Genomic DNA, 16,106 nt, shown 5'->3' with positions numbered 1-16,106 from the left:
GGCCTTCGCCGTTCATGAAATGATCATGTCGGTTCTGCAGTAACACCTGACAGGAGCTCAACCATGCTCACGATCAAGCGGATCGGCTCCGCGGTGGCCGTCCTCGGTCTCACCGCGGCCGGCACGATCGCCGCCACCGGAAGCGCCTCGGCGGCCTCCTACGCCGGTACCTGCGGGTCCGGCTACAGCGTGATCGACACCATGGACGTCGGCGACGGAACCGCCTACCTCACCTACAGCGGCGCCAGCGGCAAGAACTGTGTCGTCACCGTCAGCGACACCCAGGGGACGCCCATGGTCCTGGGCGCCAACCTGCGGCTGCACCGCACCGACGCCGTGTGGAAGTCCAGCGAGGAGGACTCCGGCACCTTCAAGTACTACGCGGGCCCGCTGTACCTCTCCGCCGCGGGCAAGTGCATCGACTGGGGCGGCCGCGCGGCCTCCAACTACACGCGCATCGACTACGGCGTCCACTGCGACTGAGCCGCGGACCTCGAAGGCCCCCCTCCCGCGCCGGGAGGGGGGCCTTCGACACCGTCCTAGGCCTCCGTCAGCACCGCCGGCCGCCGCGACGCGATGACCCGCCTCGCCAGCGACTTCGGGCTGGTCAGGAAGCCGAAGCCCCAGCACATGTGCATGGTGGCCAGCGCGACGGGGATCTGCAGCCGTGCCTTCAGCGGCAGGCCCTTGCCCGCGGGCAGCGACCCGAGGACGATCGCCGCGAGGTAGCCGCCGGGGATCACGAAGCCGAGCGGGGTCAGGGTCGCGCCGACCACCAGACCGGCCACGATCGCGCACAGCGCCACCGGCGGGGCGAGATAGCGCAGGTTGATGGAGCCGGCGTGGTAGCGGGCCACGACATGCCGCCAGCGGCCGTAGTCCTTGTACTGCTTGGCGAGCGCCTTCACCGACGGCCTCGGCCGGTACGACACCTTCAGCTCCGGCGAGAACCAGATCAGCCCGCCGGCCTCCCTGATCCGGAAGTTCAGCTCCCAGTCCTGGGCCCGGATGAACTCCTCGTTGTAGCCGCCCTGTTGCTCCAGGGCCTCACGGCGGAAAACGCCGAGATAGACCGTCTCGGCGGGCGCGGCCTCGCCACCCGTGTGGAAGGCGGCGTTGCCGACCCCGATCTTCGAGGTCATCGCGGCGGCGACCGCGTGCTCCCAGTCGTTCTCCCCCTCGGCGTGCATGATGCCGCCGACGTTCTGCGCGCCGGTCTCCTCCAGGAGCCGCACGGCGGTCGCGATGTAGTTCGGGGAGAGCATGCCGTGGCCGTCGACGCGGACGACGATCGGATGGCGCGAGGCCTTGATCGCGGCGTTCAGGGCGGCGGGCGTGCGGCCGGTCGGGTTGGGGACGGTGTGGACGCGCGGGTCTTCGCGTACGAGCTCGGCGGCGATCTCGTCCGTGCGGTCCGTGGACGGACCGAGGGCGATCACGACCTCCATCTCGCCGGCGTACTCCTGCGCGAGGATCGCTTGGACGGCTCCGCGCAAGTGCCGCTCCTCGTTGAGGACGGGCATGATCACAGACACGGCGGGGAGCTGCACGTCGGGCTTGGCGTTCATAGGGGGCTCACGTTACCGCGAACGGGGGACACCGATGCGCCCCGCCCAGGTGGTTCCGGCGGCCGCAGATCGTATGGGCCTACGGTGCTGATGATCCCACGTACGGCCCTCGCGGAGGTGTCCCCCATGCCCACGCCGCCCCGCCGCTCCCCCGCGCACCGGCCCCGACCACGGCCGCCCGTACGACGGCGCAAACCCCGTTGGGCCGCCCGGGTGGTCACGACGCTCTCCGTGGTGGTCCTCGCCTCGGCCGGGATCGGACACGCGGTCCTGTCGAGCCTGGACGCGGACATCGCGCGCGTGGACCCCTTCAAGGACATGAAGAACCGGCCCAGGGCCGGCCACGGCATGAACGTGCTGCTGGTCGGCACCGACGGCCGGGACAAGATCACCGAGGCCGAGCGGCTGAAGTACCGGCTCGGCGGCGCCCCCTGCCACTGCACCGACACGGTCATGATCGTGCACATCTCGGAGGACCGGGAGCGCGCGAGCGTGGTGAGCCTGCCGCGCGACTCGTACGCCATGACACCGGCGCACACCGACCAGACCACCGGAAAACCGCACCACGGCCACCCCGTCAAGCTCAACGCGGCGTACGCGGAGGGCGGCCCGAACCTCACCGTGCGCACGGTCGAGAACATGACCCATGTGAAGATCGACCACTATCTCGAGGTCGACTTCACCAGCTTCATGAAGACGGTAGACGTGCTCGGCGGCGTGGAGATCTGTACCGCCGACCCGCTGAAGGACGCGTACACCGGACTCGACCTCCCCGCCGGAACCCACACCCTCATGGGCGGCGAGGCCCTCCAGTACGTCCGCTCCCGGCACATCGACGGCGCCGCCGACCTCGGCCGGATGAAGCGCCAGCAGCGGTTCATGGCGGCGCTGATCGACCGGGCCACCTCCTCCGGGATCCTGCTGAACCCGATGAGGTTCCGGGACATCGCCCGGGCCGTGCTCGGCTCGGTACGCGCCGACAACGGCTTCGGCACGGACGAACTGCTGGACCTCGGGCGGGCGATGCGCAGCTTCTCCCCCTCCTCCTCGGAGTTCACCACGGTCCCGATCGGGCGGATGGGATACGCCGTGAAGGGCGTCGGTTCCACCCTGAAGTGGGACCCGAAGAAGTCCGGCCGCCTCTTCCAGGCCCTGCGCGACGACAGGCCGCTGGCCGCGCACAAGCCCAGGAGCAAGGCCGTACGCGTGGGGGTGGCCCCGCAGCAGATCCGCGTCCAGGTCGAGAACGGCACCGCCACCGCCGGTCTCGGCAAGCGCGTCGACTCCCAGCTCGCCGCGACCGGCTTCCGCACCACCCGCCAGCCGGTGACCTCCGCGAACCGCACCGTCGAGCGCACGGTCGTCGCCTACGACCCCCGCTGGGACCGCTCCGCGAAGTCCCTCGCGGCGGCCCTGCCGGGCAGCGAACTGCGGGCGGTGAAGGGGCAGGGACCGGTACTGAAGGTGATCGCCGGGACGGACTTCGAGAAGGTGCGCAAGGTGCGGGCGGAAGATCCGTATCAGGGGGAGTTCGGGGTGGTCACGGGGGATGAGGTGGGGTGCCTGTGAACGGCGCTCCTCTTCAGCCCCCTATAGGCTCTCCTCAGTCCTCGAACCCCTCCGCCGCCCTCTTCTCCCGCAGCTCCATGATCGCGCGGCGCCGGGCCAGCCGGTGGGTGCGGCCGGATCTGGGCCTCCTGGTAGCGGCGCTTGTCGCGCTCGGTCTCCGGGAGGACGGGCGGCACCATGCGGGGCTTGCCGTCGGCGTCGACCGCGGCGAAGACGAGGTAGGCGGAGCCGACCTGGGTGGCCGGGTCGGACTCGTTCCACCGCTCGGCCAGCACCCGCACCCCGACCTCCATCGAGGTCCGGCCGGTCCAGTTGACCTGGGCCTTCACATGGACGAGGTCACCGACGCGGACCGGCTCCAGGAAGACCATCTCGTCCATGGAGGCGGTGACGGCGGGCCCGCCGGAGTGCCGTCCGGCCACCGCGCCCGCCGCGTCGTCGACCAGCTTCATGATCACGCCACCGTGCACCGTCCCCAGAAGGTTGGTGTCGTTGTGGGTCATGATGTGGCTGAGCGTGGTGCGGGACGCGGAGGTGGGCTTGCCCGGAATATCGGACTCCGCTGAGGGGGCCTGGTCTGTCATGGCCTCCACCTTATGCCGAGGCCTCCATCGCGGACTTTGTGTTGGGTTCGCAACAGCAGTGGCCTGATTTTCCTACGACCCTTGTAAAGGGCACAGTCGTTCCCTGCACACTGGGCCCCATGAACGATTGGCCCGAGGCATGGTCCGACGAGAACCGCGGCAACCGGTACGGACGCGGCAGCGCGAGCGCACAGCCCGAAGGTGCGCGCGCCATGCGGCAGGTCCGCCGGCCCGCCTCGGGTGGGTACGGGGGCGGCCCCGGCCAGTCCGCGCCGCCCTACGGCGGCGGGGTCCCGCAGCAGCCGTCGTACGCCGATGACACCGCCGTCGACGGCTACGACAGCGGCTACAACACCGGCCAGGTCTACGGCGGTGGCGGACCGGGCGGTCCCGGCGGCGGTACGCGCGAGCCGCGTCCCGCGCCGAACTGGCGCCGCCGTATCAAGTGGACGGCGATCACCGTGGTGACCGTCCTGGTCGTGACGACGATCGGCACCTACTTCTGGGCCGACTCCAAGCTCAACCGCGAGGTCGACCTCTCCAAGGTCATCGACCGGCCGGACGCGGGCGAGGGCACGAACTACCTGATCGTCGGTTCCGACAGCCGTGCCGGCATGTCCGCCGAGGAGAAGAAGAAGCTGCACACCGGGTCCGCCGAGGGCAAGCGCACGGACTCGATGATGATCCTGCACACCGGCAGCAACGGCGACACGCTGATCTCCCTGCCGCGTGACTCGGACGTGGAGATCCCGACGTTCAAGGGCTCCGAGTCCGGCAAGACGTACCAGGGCACCGGCCGCCACGTGAAGCTGAACGCGGCGTACGCCGAGGACGGGCCCGAGCTGCTGGTCCGCACCGTCGAGTTCAACACCGGGCTGCGCATCGACCACTACGTCGAGATCGGCTTCGCGGGCTTCGCCAACATCGTGGACGCGGTGGGCGGCGTCGAGATCACCATCCCGAAGGGCGGCATGAAGGACACCAAGTCCGGCGCCGACTTCGAGGCGGGCAAGCAGACCCTGAACGGCGAGGAGGCCCTGGCCTTCGTCCGCACCCGGTACGCCCTCAAGGCCTCCGACCTGGACCGCACGAAGAACCAGCAGAAGTTCCTCGCCGCCCTCGCCAACCAGGTCGCCACCCCGGGCACGCTCCTGAACCCCTTCAAGCTCTACCCGACCATGGGCGCCGGCCTCGACTCGCTCATCGTCGACAAGGACATGGGCCTGTTCGACCTGGGCGAGATGTTCTGGGCCATGAAGAGCGTCAACAGCGGCGACGGCAAGTCCATGAACATGCCGATCTCCGGTTCCGCCAACGGCAACCTCGTCTGGGACAAGGCGAAGGTGAAGACCCTCGTGGAGCAGCTGAAGAACGACGAGACGGTCACGGTCTCGGGCAACTGAGCCGCCGGCCCGAGGCGAGCAGCGCACGATGGGGGAGGGCCAGCCGGCCCTCCCCTTCGGCGAATTCGGCACTCAGTCGCTCGTACTCCCGCCTGATCCGTACGACGGTCTCCGGGGCCTGCGAGGTGACGACCAGCCCGATGGTGGCGACGCCGCCCGCCGCCCCGCTCCACCACTCCTCGACGCCGGCCCGGTGGTCCCAGGCGAGCTCGTCTGCCGCCGCGTCCCCGAACCCGGCCTCCGTCAGCAGTCCCGCGAGTCCGTCCGCCGTACGGACGAAGTCCTCCCCGGGGCCGAGCCGTGGCAGATACGCCGGCCGGACCGCCCCCGCGGCCTCACAGGCCCGGCCGAGCAGGTCCTGTCCGGCCCCGCGCCCGGCACCCCAGATCGTCAGTGCCAGCCGTCCGCCCGGCCGCAGGACGCGCCGGAGGGCGGCGAGGGCGGCCCGCGGACGGCCCACGTGGTTGAGGACGAAGTTGCCGACGACGGCATCGAACTCGCCGTCGCCATAGGGGAGTTCGGGAAGGGCGGCCACGCTCGCGTCGGCCCCGAGCTCCCGGGCCGCGGCCACCATGCCGGCGTCGGCGTCCACGGCACGCACCCGCGCCCCGCGCTTCAGGGCCGCCAGAGCCGCCGTACCGGTCCCGGTGCCCACGTCGAGAACGTACGTCCCCTCCCCGACCCCGGCGGCGTCCAGCAGCGCCTCGACCGGGTGGGCGCACAGCCGGGCGAAGCTCCCCGCGTACACCTGCGCCCGCCCGTCCCACATCCCGCGCTCGGCGGCGTCGAAGGCCTCCGCCGGGCCGCTCACGTGAAGTCCGCGTAGGCGAGGTGCCGGTCGCAGTGGAGACAGCGGAAGAGGTACGCCGTGGGCTGCCCGTCGGTGTCCAGGGCGGCGCAGAACTCCGCACCGAACTCCGCCACGAGGTCGGCAAGGGCGTCCGGGTGACGCCGTACGTCCGTGGCCCCCGCCCGCCCCAGGAACGCCGCCGCGTCCCCGCAGTGCGTCAGCCACCGCTCCTGCTGCCAGCCGCGGAAGCCGGGGGTGCGCCGATCGACCTCGAGCCGCACCTCCATCGGCACCCGCCCCTCGGTCTCCGTGAACTGCGCCTCGTACCGCTCGGCGGCACTGCCGTCCCCGAGGCACCACGGGCACAGGGCGCCGGGGTCGTCGACGGCGTACACCGGACCGTCGTACACGAACCCGCGGCGCTGCCCGCAGCAGTCGCACGGCGCCTCGGACGGCATCACGGAGCCGGTGGCGAGCGGATCGGGGTGGTAGCGGAACGCGGGCAGGGCGGTCATGGAAAACAGCCTGCCGCACAAAGGGTCAGGGGCACCCCGCAGGGTGCCCCTGGAACGGCCTCAGGCCCGCCTCACATCGTGGCGCCCGCCATCGTCCGGCACATCTCCGCGCAGCGACGACACGCCTCGGCACAGCGCATCATCTGTTCGTCGTCCGGCATGCCCATACACGCCTCGGCGCACATCTCACAGGCCTTGGCACACATCGCGCACATCTCCGCCGACATCGGCGAGCGGCGCATCATCATGTCCGCGCACATGCGGGTCGTCTCGGCGCAGTCCATCAGCGCGCGCATGATCTGCATCTGGGCCTGGCCGCCCATCTGCATGCAGGAGCTCATGGTCTCCTCGCACATGCTGTGGCAGGACATGCACGCCTCGACGCAGTCCTGCATCTCCTTGCTCATCGCGGTCATTCCGGGCTGGGTCATGGCTCCTCCTGGGGGGTGCGGGAGCCCTGGCCGGGCTCCGTCGCCCTTCTGTCCTACGCCTGGACGGCGCCGGGCGCCATCGGGCGGACGGCACCAATCCGGAACGTAAGCGGCGCAAGCGTGCGATCCCGGCCATTTCCCCGGGAAGGGCCATTGGGGTTATGGCTTTCTACGCCACTCCGAACAAGCCGGGCGAGTCAGTGGCGAGCGCCTCCGGTCTGCGGGCTCCCAGGGCGCCATCGATCGCGAGTCGTGCGCGGTCGGGAGCGTCGGGCATCAGGTCCGAGTAGTACCTCTCGGTGAAGCTCACCGAGGTGTGTCCCAACCAGGCAGAGACCTCCGAGACCGGGACGCCCTGCCGCAACAGCGAAGCCGCGTAGAAGTGCCGGAGGCTGTGCGACTTGAAGTACTCGACGCCGACGGCGGTGAGTGCGGGACGCCAGATTCGGCTGTACCAGTAGTACGGATACAGCAAGCCAGTGCCTGTGGCGTTGCTGAACAACAGGTCCGCCTCGCCCCACGTGGGGTGATCCCTGAGATGGCGGCGCAGGGCCAGCGCCACCACATCGGGGAGCGGAACTAGACGTCCCTGCTCTCCGTCTTCCCGCCACTTGGTGTGCCGCAGCCGCATGCTGCCGTAACGGCCCGATCCGGTGTCGCGGTCGCAGGCGACCTGCCGGTCGACCGTGATCGACTTCTGGCTGAAGCAAATACGGTCGCGGCCAAGGCCCATGGCCTCGCCGAGCCGCAACCCGCATCCGGCCATCAGCCACAGCATCCCGCAATAGCGCCTCGGGGCAGCCGCGATGACGGCCAGCACCGTCTTCGTATCGGGGACGTGGACCTCCGCGCGCTGCTCTCGGTAGGTCCGGGCGCCACTCACGGGGAAGGTCACCTGCCTGCACGGGTTGGCGTCGGCCAGGCCTTGCTCGATCGCCCAGCTGAACACCGACATGAGGATGTTGAAGCGGAATCGGACTGTGGACGGCTTGTAGCCGCAGGTATGGCTCATCCACTGCACCCACGTCTCGATCCGTTGGGGAGTGACGCACTTGATGCCGTCAGCCCCGAAGTATGGCTCCACCGACCGATTCAGCAACGTGCGGTACTGCTTGACGCTGCTGTTCTCCACCCCTCTCGTGGTGGCCCAGCGCTCGAAGACCGCTACGAGTTGCTCACCTTCGGTCGGTCCGGTCACGTTGCGCGTCACGCGCTTCCCCCTCCAGGTGCCGCCTGGCCTTCTCGGTCAGGCGGTCCGCGGGTCTGCCCGGCGGCCCGTCGAGGAAGCCCATGGCTCGTGCCCGTCGGATGCGGCCGCTGATGGTGTTCCGGCTCAGCCCCCACGCGGACGCCAACCGCGTGACGGGACTCCGGTACCCCTGCCGCACCAGACGCACGTACTCACGGGCCATCAACGCGTACTCCCGCTCCGTCTCGACCCGGGGCAGCACCGCCGCGGCAGTGGCCTCGTCGGCCGATCTGCCCAGGCGCGCCCTCAGCTCCTTCGCCGTCCTGCGGATCTCCGCCAGGGAGATCGACCGCATGAGTTCCGCCGTGATGCCGTCCGTCCCGACGGCGACCGCCGGGTCGTCGGGCGGCTCGATACGGAGGCTCGCCGGGCCGTCCCATGGTGCGTCGAGCAGGCTGACGACAGTCAGCTTCCAGCCGTGCAACTCGGTTTCATGGACGAGCTGGTCTCCGTCCACACGCCATCCCTCGGGCAGATCTCCACGTGATGATGCTTCGGTCACGGGTCGAAAGTAGCGCGGCATACGACGGCCGCCGTGTGCCAGGAAGCCCCCGGCCACACCAAGAAGTTAAGACACAGCACTTGCCATCATCCATGTTTCATGTGCTCGGTAACCCGAAAGAGTGAGGGGTACCCACAACGCGGATACCCCTCAGTCATCAAGCCGACCAGCTGTTACGGCAGGTTGCGGGCCATCACGATCCGCTGGACCTGGTTCGTTCCTTCGTATATCTGTGTGATTTTGGCGTCGCGCATCATGCGCTCCACCGGGTAGTCCCGGGTGTACCCGTACCCGCCCAGCAGCTGCACCGCGTCCGTGGTGACCTCCATCGCGACGTCCGAGGCGAAGCACTTGGCCGCCGCGCCCTGGAAGGTGAGGTCGGAGTCGCCGCGCTCGGAGGCGGCCGCGGCCTGGTACGTCAGGGCGCGGGCAGCGGCGATCTTCATGGCCATGTCGGCGAGCATGAACTGGATGCCCTGGAACTCGGCGATCGCCTTGCCGAACTGCTTGCGCTCCTGGACATAGCCCTTGGCGTAGTCGAGGGCGCCCTGGGCGACACCGAGGGCCTGCGCCGCGATCGTGATGCGGGTGTGGTCCAGGGTCTTCATCGCCGTGGCGAAGCCGGTGCCCTCCTCGCCGATCATGCGGTCGGCGGGGATGCGGACGTTGTCGAGGTAGACCTCGCGGGTCGGGGAGCCCTTGATGCCGAGCTTCTTCTCGGGGGCGCCGAAGGAGACGCCCTCGTCGGACTTCTCGACGACGAAGGCGGAGATGCCCTTCGAGCGCTTCGTCGGGTCCGTCACGGCCATCACCGTGTAGTACTCGGACTCGCCCGCGTTGGTGATCCAGCGCTTCACGCCGTTGAGGATCCAGTGGTCGCCGTCGCGGACCGCCTTGGTCTTCATGCCGGCCGCGTCGGAGCCCGCGTCGGGCTCCGAGAGCGCGTACGAGAACATGCCGTCGCCCTTGGCGAGCGGGCCCAGGTACTTCTTCTTCAGCTCCTCGGAGCCGGAGAGGATGACGGGCAGGGAGCCCAGCTTGTTGACCGCCGGGATCAGGGAGGAGGAGACGCAGACGCGCGCGACCTCCTCGATCACGATCACCGTGGCCAGCGCGTCCGCGCCCGCGCCGCCGTACTCCTCGGGCACGTGTACCGCGTGCAGGTCACTCGCGACCAGAGCGTCGAGGGCCTCCCGCGGGAAGCGGGCCTCCTCGTCCACCGCGGCGGCGTACGGCGCGATCTTCGCCTCGGCCAGCGAGCGGATGGCGTCGCGGAGCATGTCGTGCTCCTCGGACGGGCGGTACAGGTCGAAGTCAGCCGATCCGGCCAAGGTGTCTCACGCTCCAAATGCGCTGCGGTGCCGACGCTAATTACCGTTAAGTAACTCAAATTTTAGGGGCCCGCTCACGCGAGTGATACGTGAGCTTGGCGACAGAGGGAGAGCTGCCCGCCGAAGGGCCCGTCACGCCCCTACTAGGATCGGGCAGCGCACCGAACGACGTCCCTCTCTGGAGCACCCATGAGCCTCAAGATCACCGTGATCGGCACCGGCTATCTCGGCGCCACCCACGCCGCGGCCATGGCCGAGCTCGGCTTCGAGGTGCTGGGGCTGGATGTCGTACCCGAGAAGATCGCCATGCTCCAGCGCGGCGAGGTCCCCATGTACGAGCCCGGCCTGGAGGACCTGCTGCGCAAGCACGTCGCCGGGATCGAGGGCTCCACCGGGCGGCTCCGCTTCACCATGGACTTCGCCGAGGTCGGTGCGTTCGGTGACGTCCACTTCGTCTGCGTGAACACCCCGCAGCGGCACGGCGAGTACGCCGCCGACATGTCGTACGTGGACTCCGCGATCGCCTCGCTCGCGCCGCACCTCCCCGGCCCCACCCTCGTCGTCGGCAAGTCCACCGTTCCGGTCGGCTCCGCGGACCGGCTCGCCACGTACCTCGCCGAGCACGCGCCCGCCGGTGCGGACGCCGAGCTGGCCTGGAACCCGGAGTTCCTGCGCGAGGGCTTCGCCGTCGGCGACACCCTGCACCCCGACCGGATCGTGGTCGGGGTGCGCAGCGAGCGGGCCGAGAAGCTGCTGCGCGAGGTGTACGCGACGCCGGTCGGCGAGGGGACGCCGTTCGTCGTCACCGACTTCCCGACCGCCGAGCTGGTGAAGACCTCGGCGAACTCCTTCCTCGCCACGAAGATCTCCTTCATCAACGCGATGGCGGAGGTGTGCGAGGCCGCGGGCGGCGATGTCGTCAAGCTGGCCGAGGCCATCGGGTACGACGACCGGATCGGCAGGAAGTTCCTGCGGGCCGGCATCGGCTTCGGCGGCGGCTGTCTGCCCAAGGACATCCGGGCCTTCCTGGCGCGCGCCGGTGAGCTCGGCGCGGACCAGGCGCTGTCGTTCCTGCGCGAGATCGACTCGATCAACATGCGTCAGCGCGGGCAGATGGTGGAGCTGGCGAGGGAGGCGCTGGGGGGCGGGTCGTTCCTCGGCAAGCGGGTCGCGGTGCTCGGCGCCAGCTTCAAGCCCGACTCGGACGACGTCCGGGACTCGCCGGCGCTGAACGTCGCCGGCCAGATCCATCTCCAGGGCGGCCAGGTGACGGTGTACGACCCGAAGGGCATGGGGAACGCCCGTCAGGTCTTCCCGACGCTCGGGTACGCCGACTCCGCCGTCGAGGCCGTCCGGGGCGCCGATGTCGTGCTGCATCTGACGGAGTGGCAGGAATTCCGTGAGCTGGACCCGGCGGCGCTGGGCGAGGTCGCGGCGACGCGGCTGATTCTGGACGGGCGGAACGCGCTCGACCCGGAGGTGTGGCGCAAGGCCGGATGGTCGTTCCGGGCCATGGGCCGGCCGACGGCCTGAGCCTGCCCGGCGGCGGAATTCGGAATTACGCAATAACGCGGCAAAGAAATACTCGGCGAGCGGGTCTCCGTACATAAAAGCGGTGGCCCGCTTCGTCTTGCCCGGGCCTGTCAGACCGCTTCAGTACTGGGCAGCAGGCCCTTCGTTCGGCTGCATATGCCAGGCTCCCCGGAATCATCAAACGGGGTTCGATTTCATTCGAGCAGTGTGGCGGAAATATCGATTCGCCTCCCCGAATTCTTCACTTTCACAATGCGCGGAATAAAGGCGGTCTAGCCCGTTCTCACAACGGGGCCACCCCTCGAAGAGAGGCAGGCAACAACCGGTTAACGGGCGCGTAGCCAAGCGGAATCCACCCTCCACTCCACTGGTGCGCATTCGCAGCACTCTCAGTTCGGGTTGACCGGACCATGACAGGAGTGACCCATGCCCTTGTTCCGCAGGGCGCAGTGGCCGGGCGATCACCGTGACGAGCTGGTCGCGGGCGCGCTCGTCGGCGCGGTGGTGATCGTGCTCGGCTACGCGTCCGGCATCGGCGCCCCCACCGCCTCCGGTGCCGGTGAGGCCGCCGCACCCCCGACCTCCCCGCCCGCCGCCACGGCACCGCAGAGCCCGGCCGTGCCGTCGCCGCAGGACCCGGGCGGACAGGTCCCCGTCGGCACCGGGGAGTTGCCCGGGTACGGCACCATCGGCGGCCTCGGTGGCACCGGCGGCGGCGCCGCACACACCGGGCACGGCACCGGGGACCGGGGCGAGGGGCACACCGGGCACGGCGGCTCCCCCGGCGCCCCGGCCACCCCCGCCCCCTCGCCGTCCGGCCCGACGACGGAGCCGCCCTCCGACACCTGCGCGGACGGCGAGGTACGGCTGGCCCAGCCGCTGCTCACCGGCCTGACCGGCACCCTGACGGGGCTGCTCGCCGCCCCCACCCCCACCGCGACCCCGTCGGCGGAGCCCTCCCCCTGCGTCGGACTCGCCCCCGTATCCGTCCCCGGTCTCCTCGGCATCAGCGCGCCCCCGCTGCCGGAGGCCACGCCATGACCCTCCGCCGCGCCGCCGTCCTCCTGCTCCTCCTGCTCGCCCCCGTCCTCCTCGCCACCCCCGCCGCCGCCCACACCGAACTGGTCCGCTCCACGCCCGCGGACGGCGCCGAGCTGAAGCGCGCCCCCGAGCGGCTCACCCTCGTCTTCGACGAGCCGGTCGCCCTGGACGACGTACGCGTCGTGACGGTGGACGGCAACCGGCTCCCGGTGTCCCGCCTCGGCAAGGACAGCGTGCGGGTCGCCCTCCCCCGGTCCGGCGACGGCGGGACCGCCGTCACCTGGTCGGTCGTCGACGAGGAGGACGGTCACGCCTCCTCCGGCCGGATCTCCTTCGGGGTCGCGGTACCGGCCGCCCAGGACCGCGGCGACGAGGCCGCACCCGCCCTCTCCCCCTCGGTGCGGAAGGGCCTCGTCGCCGCTCGCTGGACCGGCTATCTCTCGCTGGCCCTGTTCGTCGGCGGGCTCGCCTTCGTCGCGCTGCTGTGGCCGCGCGGTGCGGGTGTGCCGCGGGCGCGGGCGCTGCTCGCGCTGGCGTGGACGGGCGGGGTGCTGTCGACGGTGGCGAGCATCGGACTGGAGGGCGCCTACGTCTCCTTCGGCGGTCTGCGGGACGCGCTGCGTCCCTCGTCGTACGCCGACGTCCTGACCACCGGGCCGGGCATCACGCTCGCCGCACGCGGGCTGCTGTGGGTGCTGGCGGCGGTGGTGCTGGGCGCGCTGCTCCAGGGCGGGGCGCGGACCTCCCGCTCGCCGGGCTGGCGGGTGGGCGCGCTCGCGGTGTCGGTCGGCCTGCTGCGGGCGACCGGGATGAGCGGGCACAACTCCGAGGGCGGCGAGCCGACCTGGGGTGCCCTCGCCGATCTGCTCCATCTGCTCGGTGCCGCCCTGTGGATCGGCGGGCTCGCCATGCTCACGGTGGCGGTGCTGCCGCGCCGGCGGGCGGGCGAGCTGGCGGAGGTGGTGCCCGGCTACTCCCGGCTGGCGGCCGTCGCCGTCACCGCGATCGTCGGCGCCGGGCTGGTGCTCGCGTGGCAGGTCGTGGGGTCGTACGACGGTCTGCTGCACACCTCGTACGGGCATCTGCTGCTGGTCAAGGCGGCCGTCCTCGCGGCCGTGCTGCTGATCGCGCAGAGCAGCCGCCGGTGGGTGCGCACCCGCCTCGATCTCGCCGTGCTGCTGCGCGGCGACGCCGCCACCGTGCGGCCCTTCGGTTACTCGGTCGCGGCCGAGACGGGGCTGGTCCTCGTCGTGCTCGCCGTGACGAGTCTGCTGGTCACGGCCAATCCCGGCCGTTGAACTCACCCGCAAGCAAAAGGAGTTGCAGTGACACGCACCAAAGACACCGGCGAACGGCGGCGCCGTCCGCCCGCCGGAAACCGGGCCCTGCTCGTCGCGGGGCTCGGGGCGGCGCTGGCCGCCGTGCTCAGTCTGGGGCTGCTCCAGGCAGCCGCGGGCGGCAGCACGACGGCCGCCTCGGACACCGCTGCGGGCGTGGCTCAGGCGCCCGCAGCCGCCGCCGAGGCCCAGCAGGCCGCGGCCGCCGCGCCGGACCACCAGGTCGACATCATGAACAACAAGTTCGGCGACGGGAAGCAGCTCGTCGTCGAGGTCGGCCAGACGGTCCGGTGGACGAACCACGACAGCGTTCCGCACACGGTCACCACGACCAAGGGCCCGAAGAAGTTCGACTCGGGCACGCTGGAGCAGGGCGACTCGTGGTCGTACACGTTCACCGCGGCGGGGACGTACGAGTACTACTGCGCCGTGCACCCGGACATGGTGGCGTCGGTGAAGGTCGTCGAGCCGTCCGACGGCGGCGGCGGAACGACGCCCACGCCGACCGCGGCGCCCACCGCCACGCCCACGGCCGCACCTACGGCCACGCCCACCACGGCGCCGACCACCGCTCCGACCGCCACGCCGACCGGCGGTTCCGGTGACGGCGGCGACGGGCAGTGCGCGAGCGTCCAGGACGTCCTGCTCCCGATCCTTCAGCACCTCAACGCGGCCCACCTGGAGCGTTCTCCGGGTCAGCAGGTGCAGGACGCGCTCGCGCTCGACTCCTACATCAAGACGCACACGGTGTGGATCGAGAGCATCCTGACGCCGCTCACCTCGGGTGGCGGGGCGGTCGCCGACGACACGCTCAGCGTGCTGCTCGACCACATCAACAAGGCACACCTGGAGGAGTCGCTCGGGCAGCAGGTCACCGATCTGCTGAACCCGGACAGCTACGTGAAGATGCACACGGTCTGGGCCGAGCACCTGCTCGCACCCACCGAGAGCTACGTCACCGGCAGCTGCTGACCTTCCCGGGGACGAACGCCGGTCCGGCCGAGGCTCAGTCGGCCGGACCGGCGCCGCTCCCCATTCTCCACGCCCCCGCCTCCCCACGGGAACCGCTTTCAAGGAGCCCCCGGATGAGAACCGTCACGCTGCCCACCGAGCAGCGGCACCTCCCCCGGCCCGGGCGGTACGCCGTCGCGCCCGGCCGCTCGCTCGTCGAACTCGCCGCCCGGTACGGCCCGTTGCCCACCTTCCGCCGCCGCCTCACCCTCGCCGACGCCTCGCTGACCGTGCCGGACGACGACCCGGACGCCCGGCCCTCCTTGCGCTTCGAGCTGCTGGACCCGCCCGCCGTCCTCACCGGCGCGCACATCGCGCCGCTCGACGGCGGCCGGCACCTCCAGGTCACCGGCGACCTCGAACTGCGCGGTGTCGCCTTCCCGGTGCTGCTGCGGCTGCGGGTCGCCGAGCGCACCGACGACCTGCTCCTCGTCGTCGGCACGGCCCTGATGCCGTACCGGCTGCTGCGCCGGGCCACCGGGTTCCGGCTGCCGTGGCGCCGGCCGGCCACGCGGCTGCGGCTGCTGGTCGCGGCGGAGTTCACGTGCGCCGCGGAGTCCGCGTGAGGGCGGCCCGGCGGGCGGCGCTCGGCGCCGTACTCGCCCTCGTCGCCCTCGTCGCACTGCTGCTCCTGGCACCGGGGCAGGCCTCGGCGGCCTCGTACCGGGTGGCGATGCAGGGGTACGCCTTCGCGCCCGCCTCCCTCACCGTGCCTGTCGGGTCCACCGTGACCTGGACCAACGGGGACACGGCGCCGCACGACGTGAAGACGACGTCCGGTCCGGTCTCGATCCACTCCCCGATGCTGAACAAGGGGCAGAGCTGGACCTACACGTTCACCGTGGCCGGTTCGTACGGCTACTACTGCACGGTGCATCCGGACATGACGGCGCGGATCACGGTGCTGGCGCCACCGAAGCCCACCCCGAAGCCGACGCCCACCCCCACCCACCAGCACGGAACCGGCACTTCGCACGAGGCCATGCCGATGCCGACCCGGACGGCCCCGACCACGCACCGGGCCGCCGGCACGTCCTCGAAGCCCTCCGCACCGGCCTCGCCGTCGGAGTCGCCGAGCACCTCGCCCCCCGTCGCGGCGGCGGCCCCGCAGACCGAACCCGTGGCCGCGGCCCGCCCCCTGCAACCCCTGCTGCTCCTGACCGGACTCATCGCCGGGGTGGCCGTCCTCTGTCTGCTCCTGGTCGGCTCCCGGGCGGCCGCGTCCGGCGCCGAGGACTGACC

16 protein-coding genes and 1 pseudogene are annotated in these 16,106 nt (G+C 70.9%); 9 read left to right on the top strand and 8 right to left on the bottom strand.

Going from position 1 to position 16,106, the window contains the following annotated elements:
• Positions 1 to 63: 63 nt before the first annotated feature.
• The gene (locus tag QF037_RS28020) at positions 64 to 483 is read left to right on the top strand and encodes a spore-associated protein A (RefSeq protein ID WP_307029832.1); all 420 of its coding nucleotides are present in this window, start codon (positions 64 to 66) and stop codon (positions 481 to 483) included.
• Between the two features lie 56 nt (positions 484 to 539).
• Here the strand turns inward: QF037_RS28020 and QF037_RS28015 are convergent, their stop codons facing one another.
• On the bottom strand, positions 540 to 1,568 hold the full coding sequence (locus QF037_RS28015; RefSeq protein WP_307029830.1) for a glycosyltransferase family 2 protein: 1,029 nt from the start codon (positions 1,566 to 1,568) through the stop codon (positions 540 to 542).
• A 126-nt stretch (positions 1,569 to 1,694) separates the two neighbouring features.
• Here QF037_RS28015 and QF037_RS28010 point away from each other — a divergent pair, with 126 nt between their 5' ends.
• The gene (locus tag QF037_RS28010; RefSeq protein WP_307029828.1) at positions 1,695 to 3,137 is read left to right on the top strand and encodes an LCP family protein; all 1,443 of its coding nucleotides are present in this window, start codon (positions 1,695 to 1,697) and stop codon (positions 3,135 to 3,137) included.
• 34 nt (positions 3,138 to 3,171) lie between these two features.
• Here the strand turns inward: QF037_RS28010 and QF037_RS28005 are convergent.
• A pseudogene (locus tag QF037_RS28005) lies at positions 3,172 to 3,721 on the bottom strand (acyl-CoA thioesterase).
• A 119-nt stretch (positions 3,722 to 3,840) separates the two neighbouring features.
• Between QF037_RS28005 and QF037_RS28000 the strand changes: the two are divergent.
• Complete coding sequence (locus tag QF037_RS28000) at positions 3,841 to 5,124, top strand: LCP family protein (RefSeq protein WP_307029826.1); 1,284 nt, start codon at positions 3,841 to 3,843, stop codon at positions 5,122 to 5,124.
• Here the strand turns inward: QF037_RS28000 and QF037_RS27995 are convergent.
• The 6 genes from QF037_RS27995 to QF037_RS27970 form a co-directional block, all read right to left on the bottom strand.
• Positions 5,105 to 5,893: a class I SAM-dependent methyltransferase gene (locus QF037_RS27995; RefSeq protein ID WP_307037396.1), complete on the bottom strand. Its 789-nt coding sequence runs from the start codon at positions 5,891 to 5,893 to the stop codon at positions 5,105 to 5,107. The genes QF037_RS28000 and QF037_RS27995 overlap by 20 nt on opposite strands.
• A 38-nt stretch (positions 5,894 to 5,931) precedes the next feature.
• Complete coding sequence (locus QF037_RS27990; protein WP_307029824.1) at positions 5,932 to 6,429, bottom strand: CbrC family protein; 498 nt, start codon at positions 6,427 to 6,429, stop codon at positions 5,932 to 5,934.
• Between the two features lie 71 nt (positions 6,430 to 6,500).
• On the bottom strand, positions 6,501 to 6,860 hold the full coding sequence (locus tag QF037_RS27985; protein ID WP_307029822.1) for a four-helix bundle copper-binding protein: 360 nt from the start codon (positions 6,858 to 6,860) through the stop codon (positions 6,501 to 6,503).
• 169 nt (positions 6,861 to 7,029) lie between these two features.
• Positions 7,030 to 8,070: a tyrosine-type recombinase/integrase gene (locus tag QF037_RS27980; RefSeq protein ID WP_307029820.1), complete on the bottom strand. Its 1,041-nt coding sequence runs from the start codon at positions 8,068 to 8,070 to the stop codon at positions 7,030 to 7,032.
• Positions 8,036 to 8,566, bottom strand: coding sequence for a hypothetical protein (locus tag QF037_RS27975; RefSeq protein WP_307029818.1), 531 nt, complete (start codon positions 8,564 to 8,566; stop codon positions 8,036 to 8,038). Before QF037_RS27975 ends, QF037_RS27980 begins: the two co-directional genes overlap by 35 nt.
• Before the next feature lie 218 nt (positions 8,567 to 8,784).
• Positions 8,785 to 9,942, bottom strand: a complete 1,158-nt coding sequence (locus QF037_RS27970; protein WP_266826168.1) for an acyl-CoA dehydrogenase family protein — start codon at positions 9,940 to 9,942, stop codon at positions 8,785 to 8,787.
• A gap of 189 nt (positions 9,943 to 10,131) precedes the next feature.
• On the opposite strand from QF037_RS27970, the gene QF037_RS27965 reads away from it, so the two are divergent.
• The 6 genes from QF037_RS27965 to QF037_RS27940 all read left to right on the top strand — a co-directional run bounded on the left by QF037_RS27965 (position 10,132) and on the right by QF037_RS27940 (position 16,104).
• Positions 10,132 to 11,475, top strand: a complete 1,344-nt coding sequence (locus QF037_RS27965; RefSeq protein ID WP_307029816.1) for a UDP-glucose dehydrogenase family protein — start codon at positions 10,132 to 10,134, stop codon at positions 11,473 to 11,475.
• Positions 11,476 to 11,901: 426 nt separating this feature from the next.
• Positions 11,902 to 12,516, top strand: a complete 615-nt coding sequence (locus tag QF037_RS27960) for a hypothetical protein (RefSeq protein ID WP_307029814.1) — start codon at positions 11,902 to 11,904, stop codon at positions 12,514 to 12,516.
• Complete coding sequence (locus tag QF037_RS27955) at positions 12,513 to 13,814, top strand: copper resistance CopC/CopD family protein (protein ID WP_307029812.1); 1,302 nt, start codon at positions 12,513 to 12,515, stop codon at positions 13,812 to 13,814. The genes QF037_RS27960 and QF037_RS27955 overlap by 4 nt, the downstream gene beginning before the upstream one ends.
• A 27-nt stretch (positions 13,815 to 13,841) precedes the next feature.
• The gene (locus QF037_RS27950; protein ID WP_307029810.1) at positions 13,842 to 14,825 is read left to right on the top strand and encodes a cupredoxin domain-containing protein; all 984 of its coding nucleotides are present in this window, start codon (positions 13,842 to 13,844) and stop codon (positions 14,823 to 14,825) included.
• A 113-nt stretch (positions 14,826 to 14,938) separates the two neighbouring features.
• Complete coding sequence (locus tag QF037_RS27945; protein ID WP_307029808.1) at positions 14,939 to 15,430, top strand: YceI family protein; 492 nt, start codon at positions 14,939 to 14,941, stop codon at positions 15,428 to 15,430.
• On the top strand, positions 15,409 to 16,104 hold the full coding sequence (locus QF037_RS27940) for a cupredoxin domain-containing protein (protein WP_307029806.1): 696 nt from the start codon (positions 15,409 to 15,411) through the stop codon (positions 16,102 to 16,104). The genes QF037_RS27945 and QF037_RS27940 overlap by 22 nt, the downstream gene beginning before the upstream one ends.
• Positions 16,105 to 16,106 lie beyond the last annotated feature (2 nt).

Origin of the sequence: Streptomyces canus, from assembly GCF_030815415.1 — a bacterium.
Lineage (GTDB): Bacteria > Actinomycetota > Actinomycetes > Streptomycetales > Streptomycetaceae > Streptomyces > Streptomyces canus_F.
Note: the sequence above shows the minus strand (reverse complement) of the source record. Positions and strands in the feature narration are given on the sequence as shown.

What these genes read in the sequence shown, in the direction of transcription:
- QF037_RS28020 (WP_307029832.1), top strand. Translation starts at nt 64, where the DNA reads ATGCTCACGATCAAGCGGATCGGCTCCGCGGTGGCCGTCCTCGGTCTC.
- QF037_RS28015 (WP_307029830.1), bottom strand. Translation starts at nt 1,568, where the DNA reads ATGAACGCCAAGCCCGACGTGCAGCTCCCCGCCGTGTCTGTGATCATG.
- QF037_RS28010 (WP_307029828.1), top strand. Translation starts at nt 1,695, where the DNA reads ATGCCCACGCCGCCCCGCCGCTCCCCCGCGCACCGGCCCCGACCACGG.
- QF037_RS28000 (WP_307029826.1), top strand. Translation starts at nt 3,841, where the DNA reads ATGAACGATTGGCCCGAGGCATGGTCCGACGAGAACCGCGGCAACCGG.
- QF037_RS27995 (WP_307037396.1), bottom strand. Translation starts at nt 5,893, where the DNA reads ATGTGGGACGGGCGGGCGCAGGTGTACGCGGGGAGCTTCGCCCGGCTG.
- QF037_RS27990 (WP_307029824.1), bottom strand. Translation starts at nt 6,429, where the DNA reads ATGACCGCCCTGCCCGCGTTCCGCTACCACCCCGATCCGCTCGCCACC.
- QF037_RS27985 (WP_307029822.1), bottom strand. Translation starts at nt 6,860, where the DNA reads ATGACCCAGCCCGGAATGACCGCGATGAGCAAGGAGATGCAGGACTGC.
- QF037_RS27965 (WP_307029816.1), top strand. Translation starts at nt 10,132, where the DNA reads ATGAGCCTCAAGATCACCGTGATCGGCACCGGCTATCTCGGCGCCACC.
- QF037_RS27960 (WP_307029814.1), top strand. Translation starts at nt 11,902, where the DNA reads ATGCCCTTGTTCCGCAGGGCGCAGTGGCCGGGCGATCACCGTGACGAG.
- QF037_RS27955 (WP_307029812.1), top strand. Translation starts at nt 12,513, where the DNA reads ATGACCCTCCGCCGCGCCGCCGTCCTCCTGCTCCTCCTGCTCGCCCCC.
- QF037_RS27945 (WP_307029808.1), top strand. Translation starts at nt 14,939, where the DNA reads ATGAGAACCGTCACGCTGCCCACCGAGCAGCGGCACCTCCCCCGGCCC.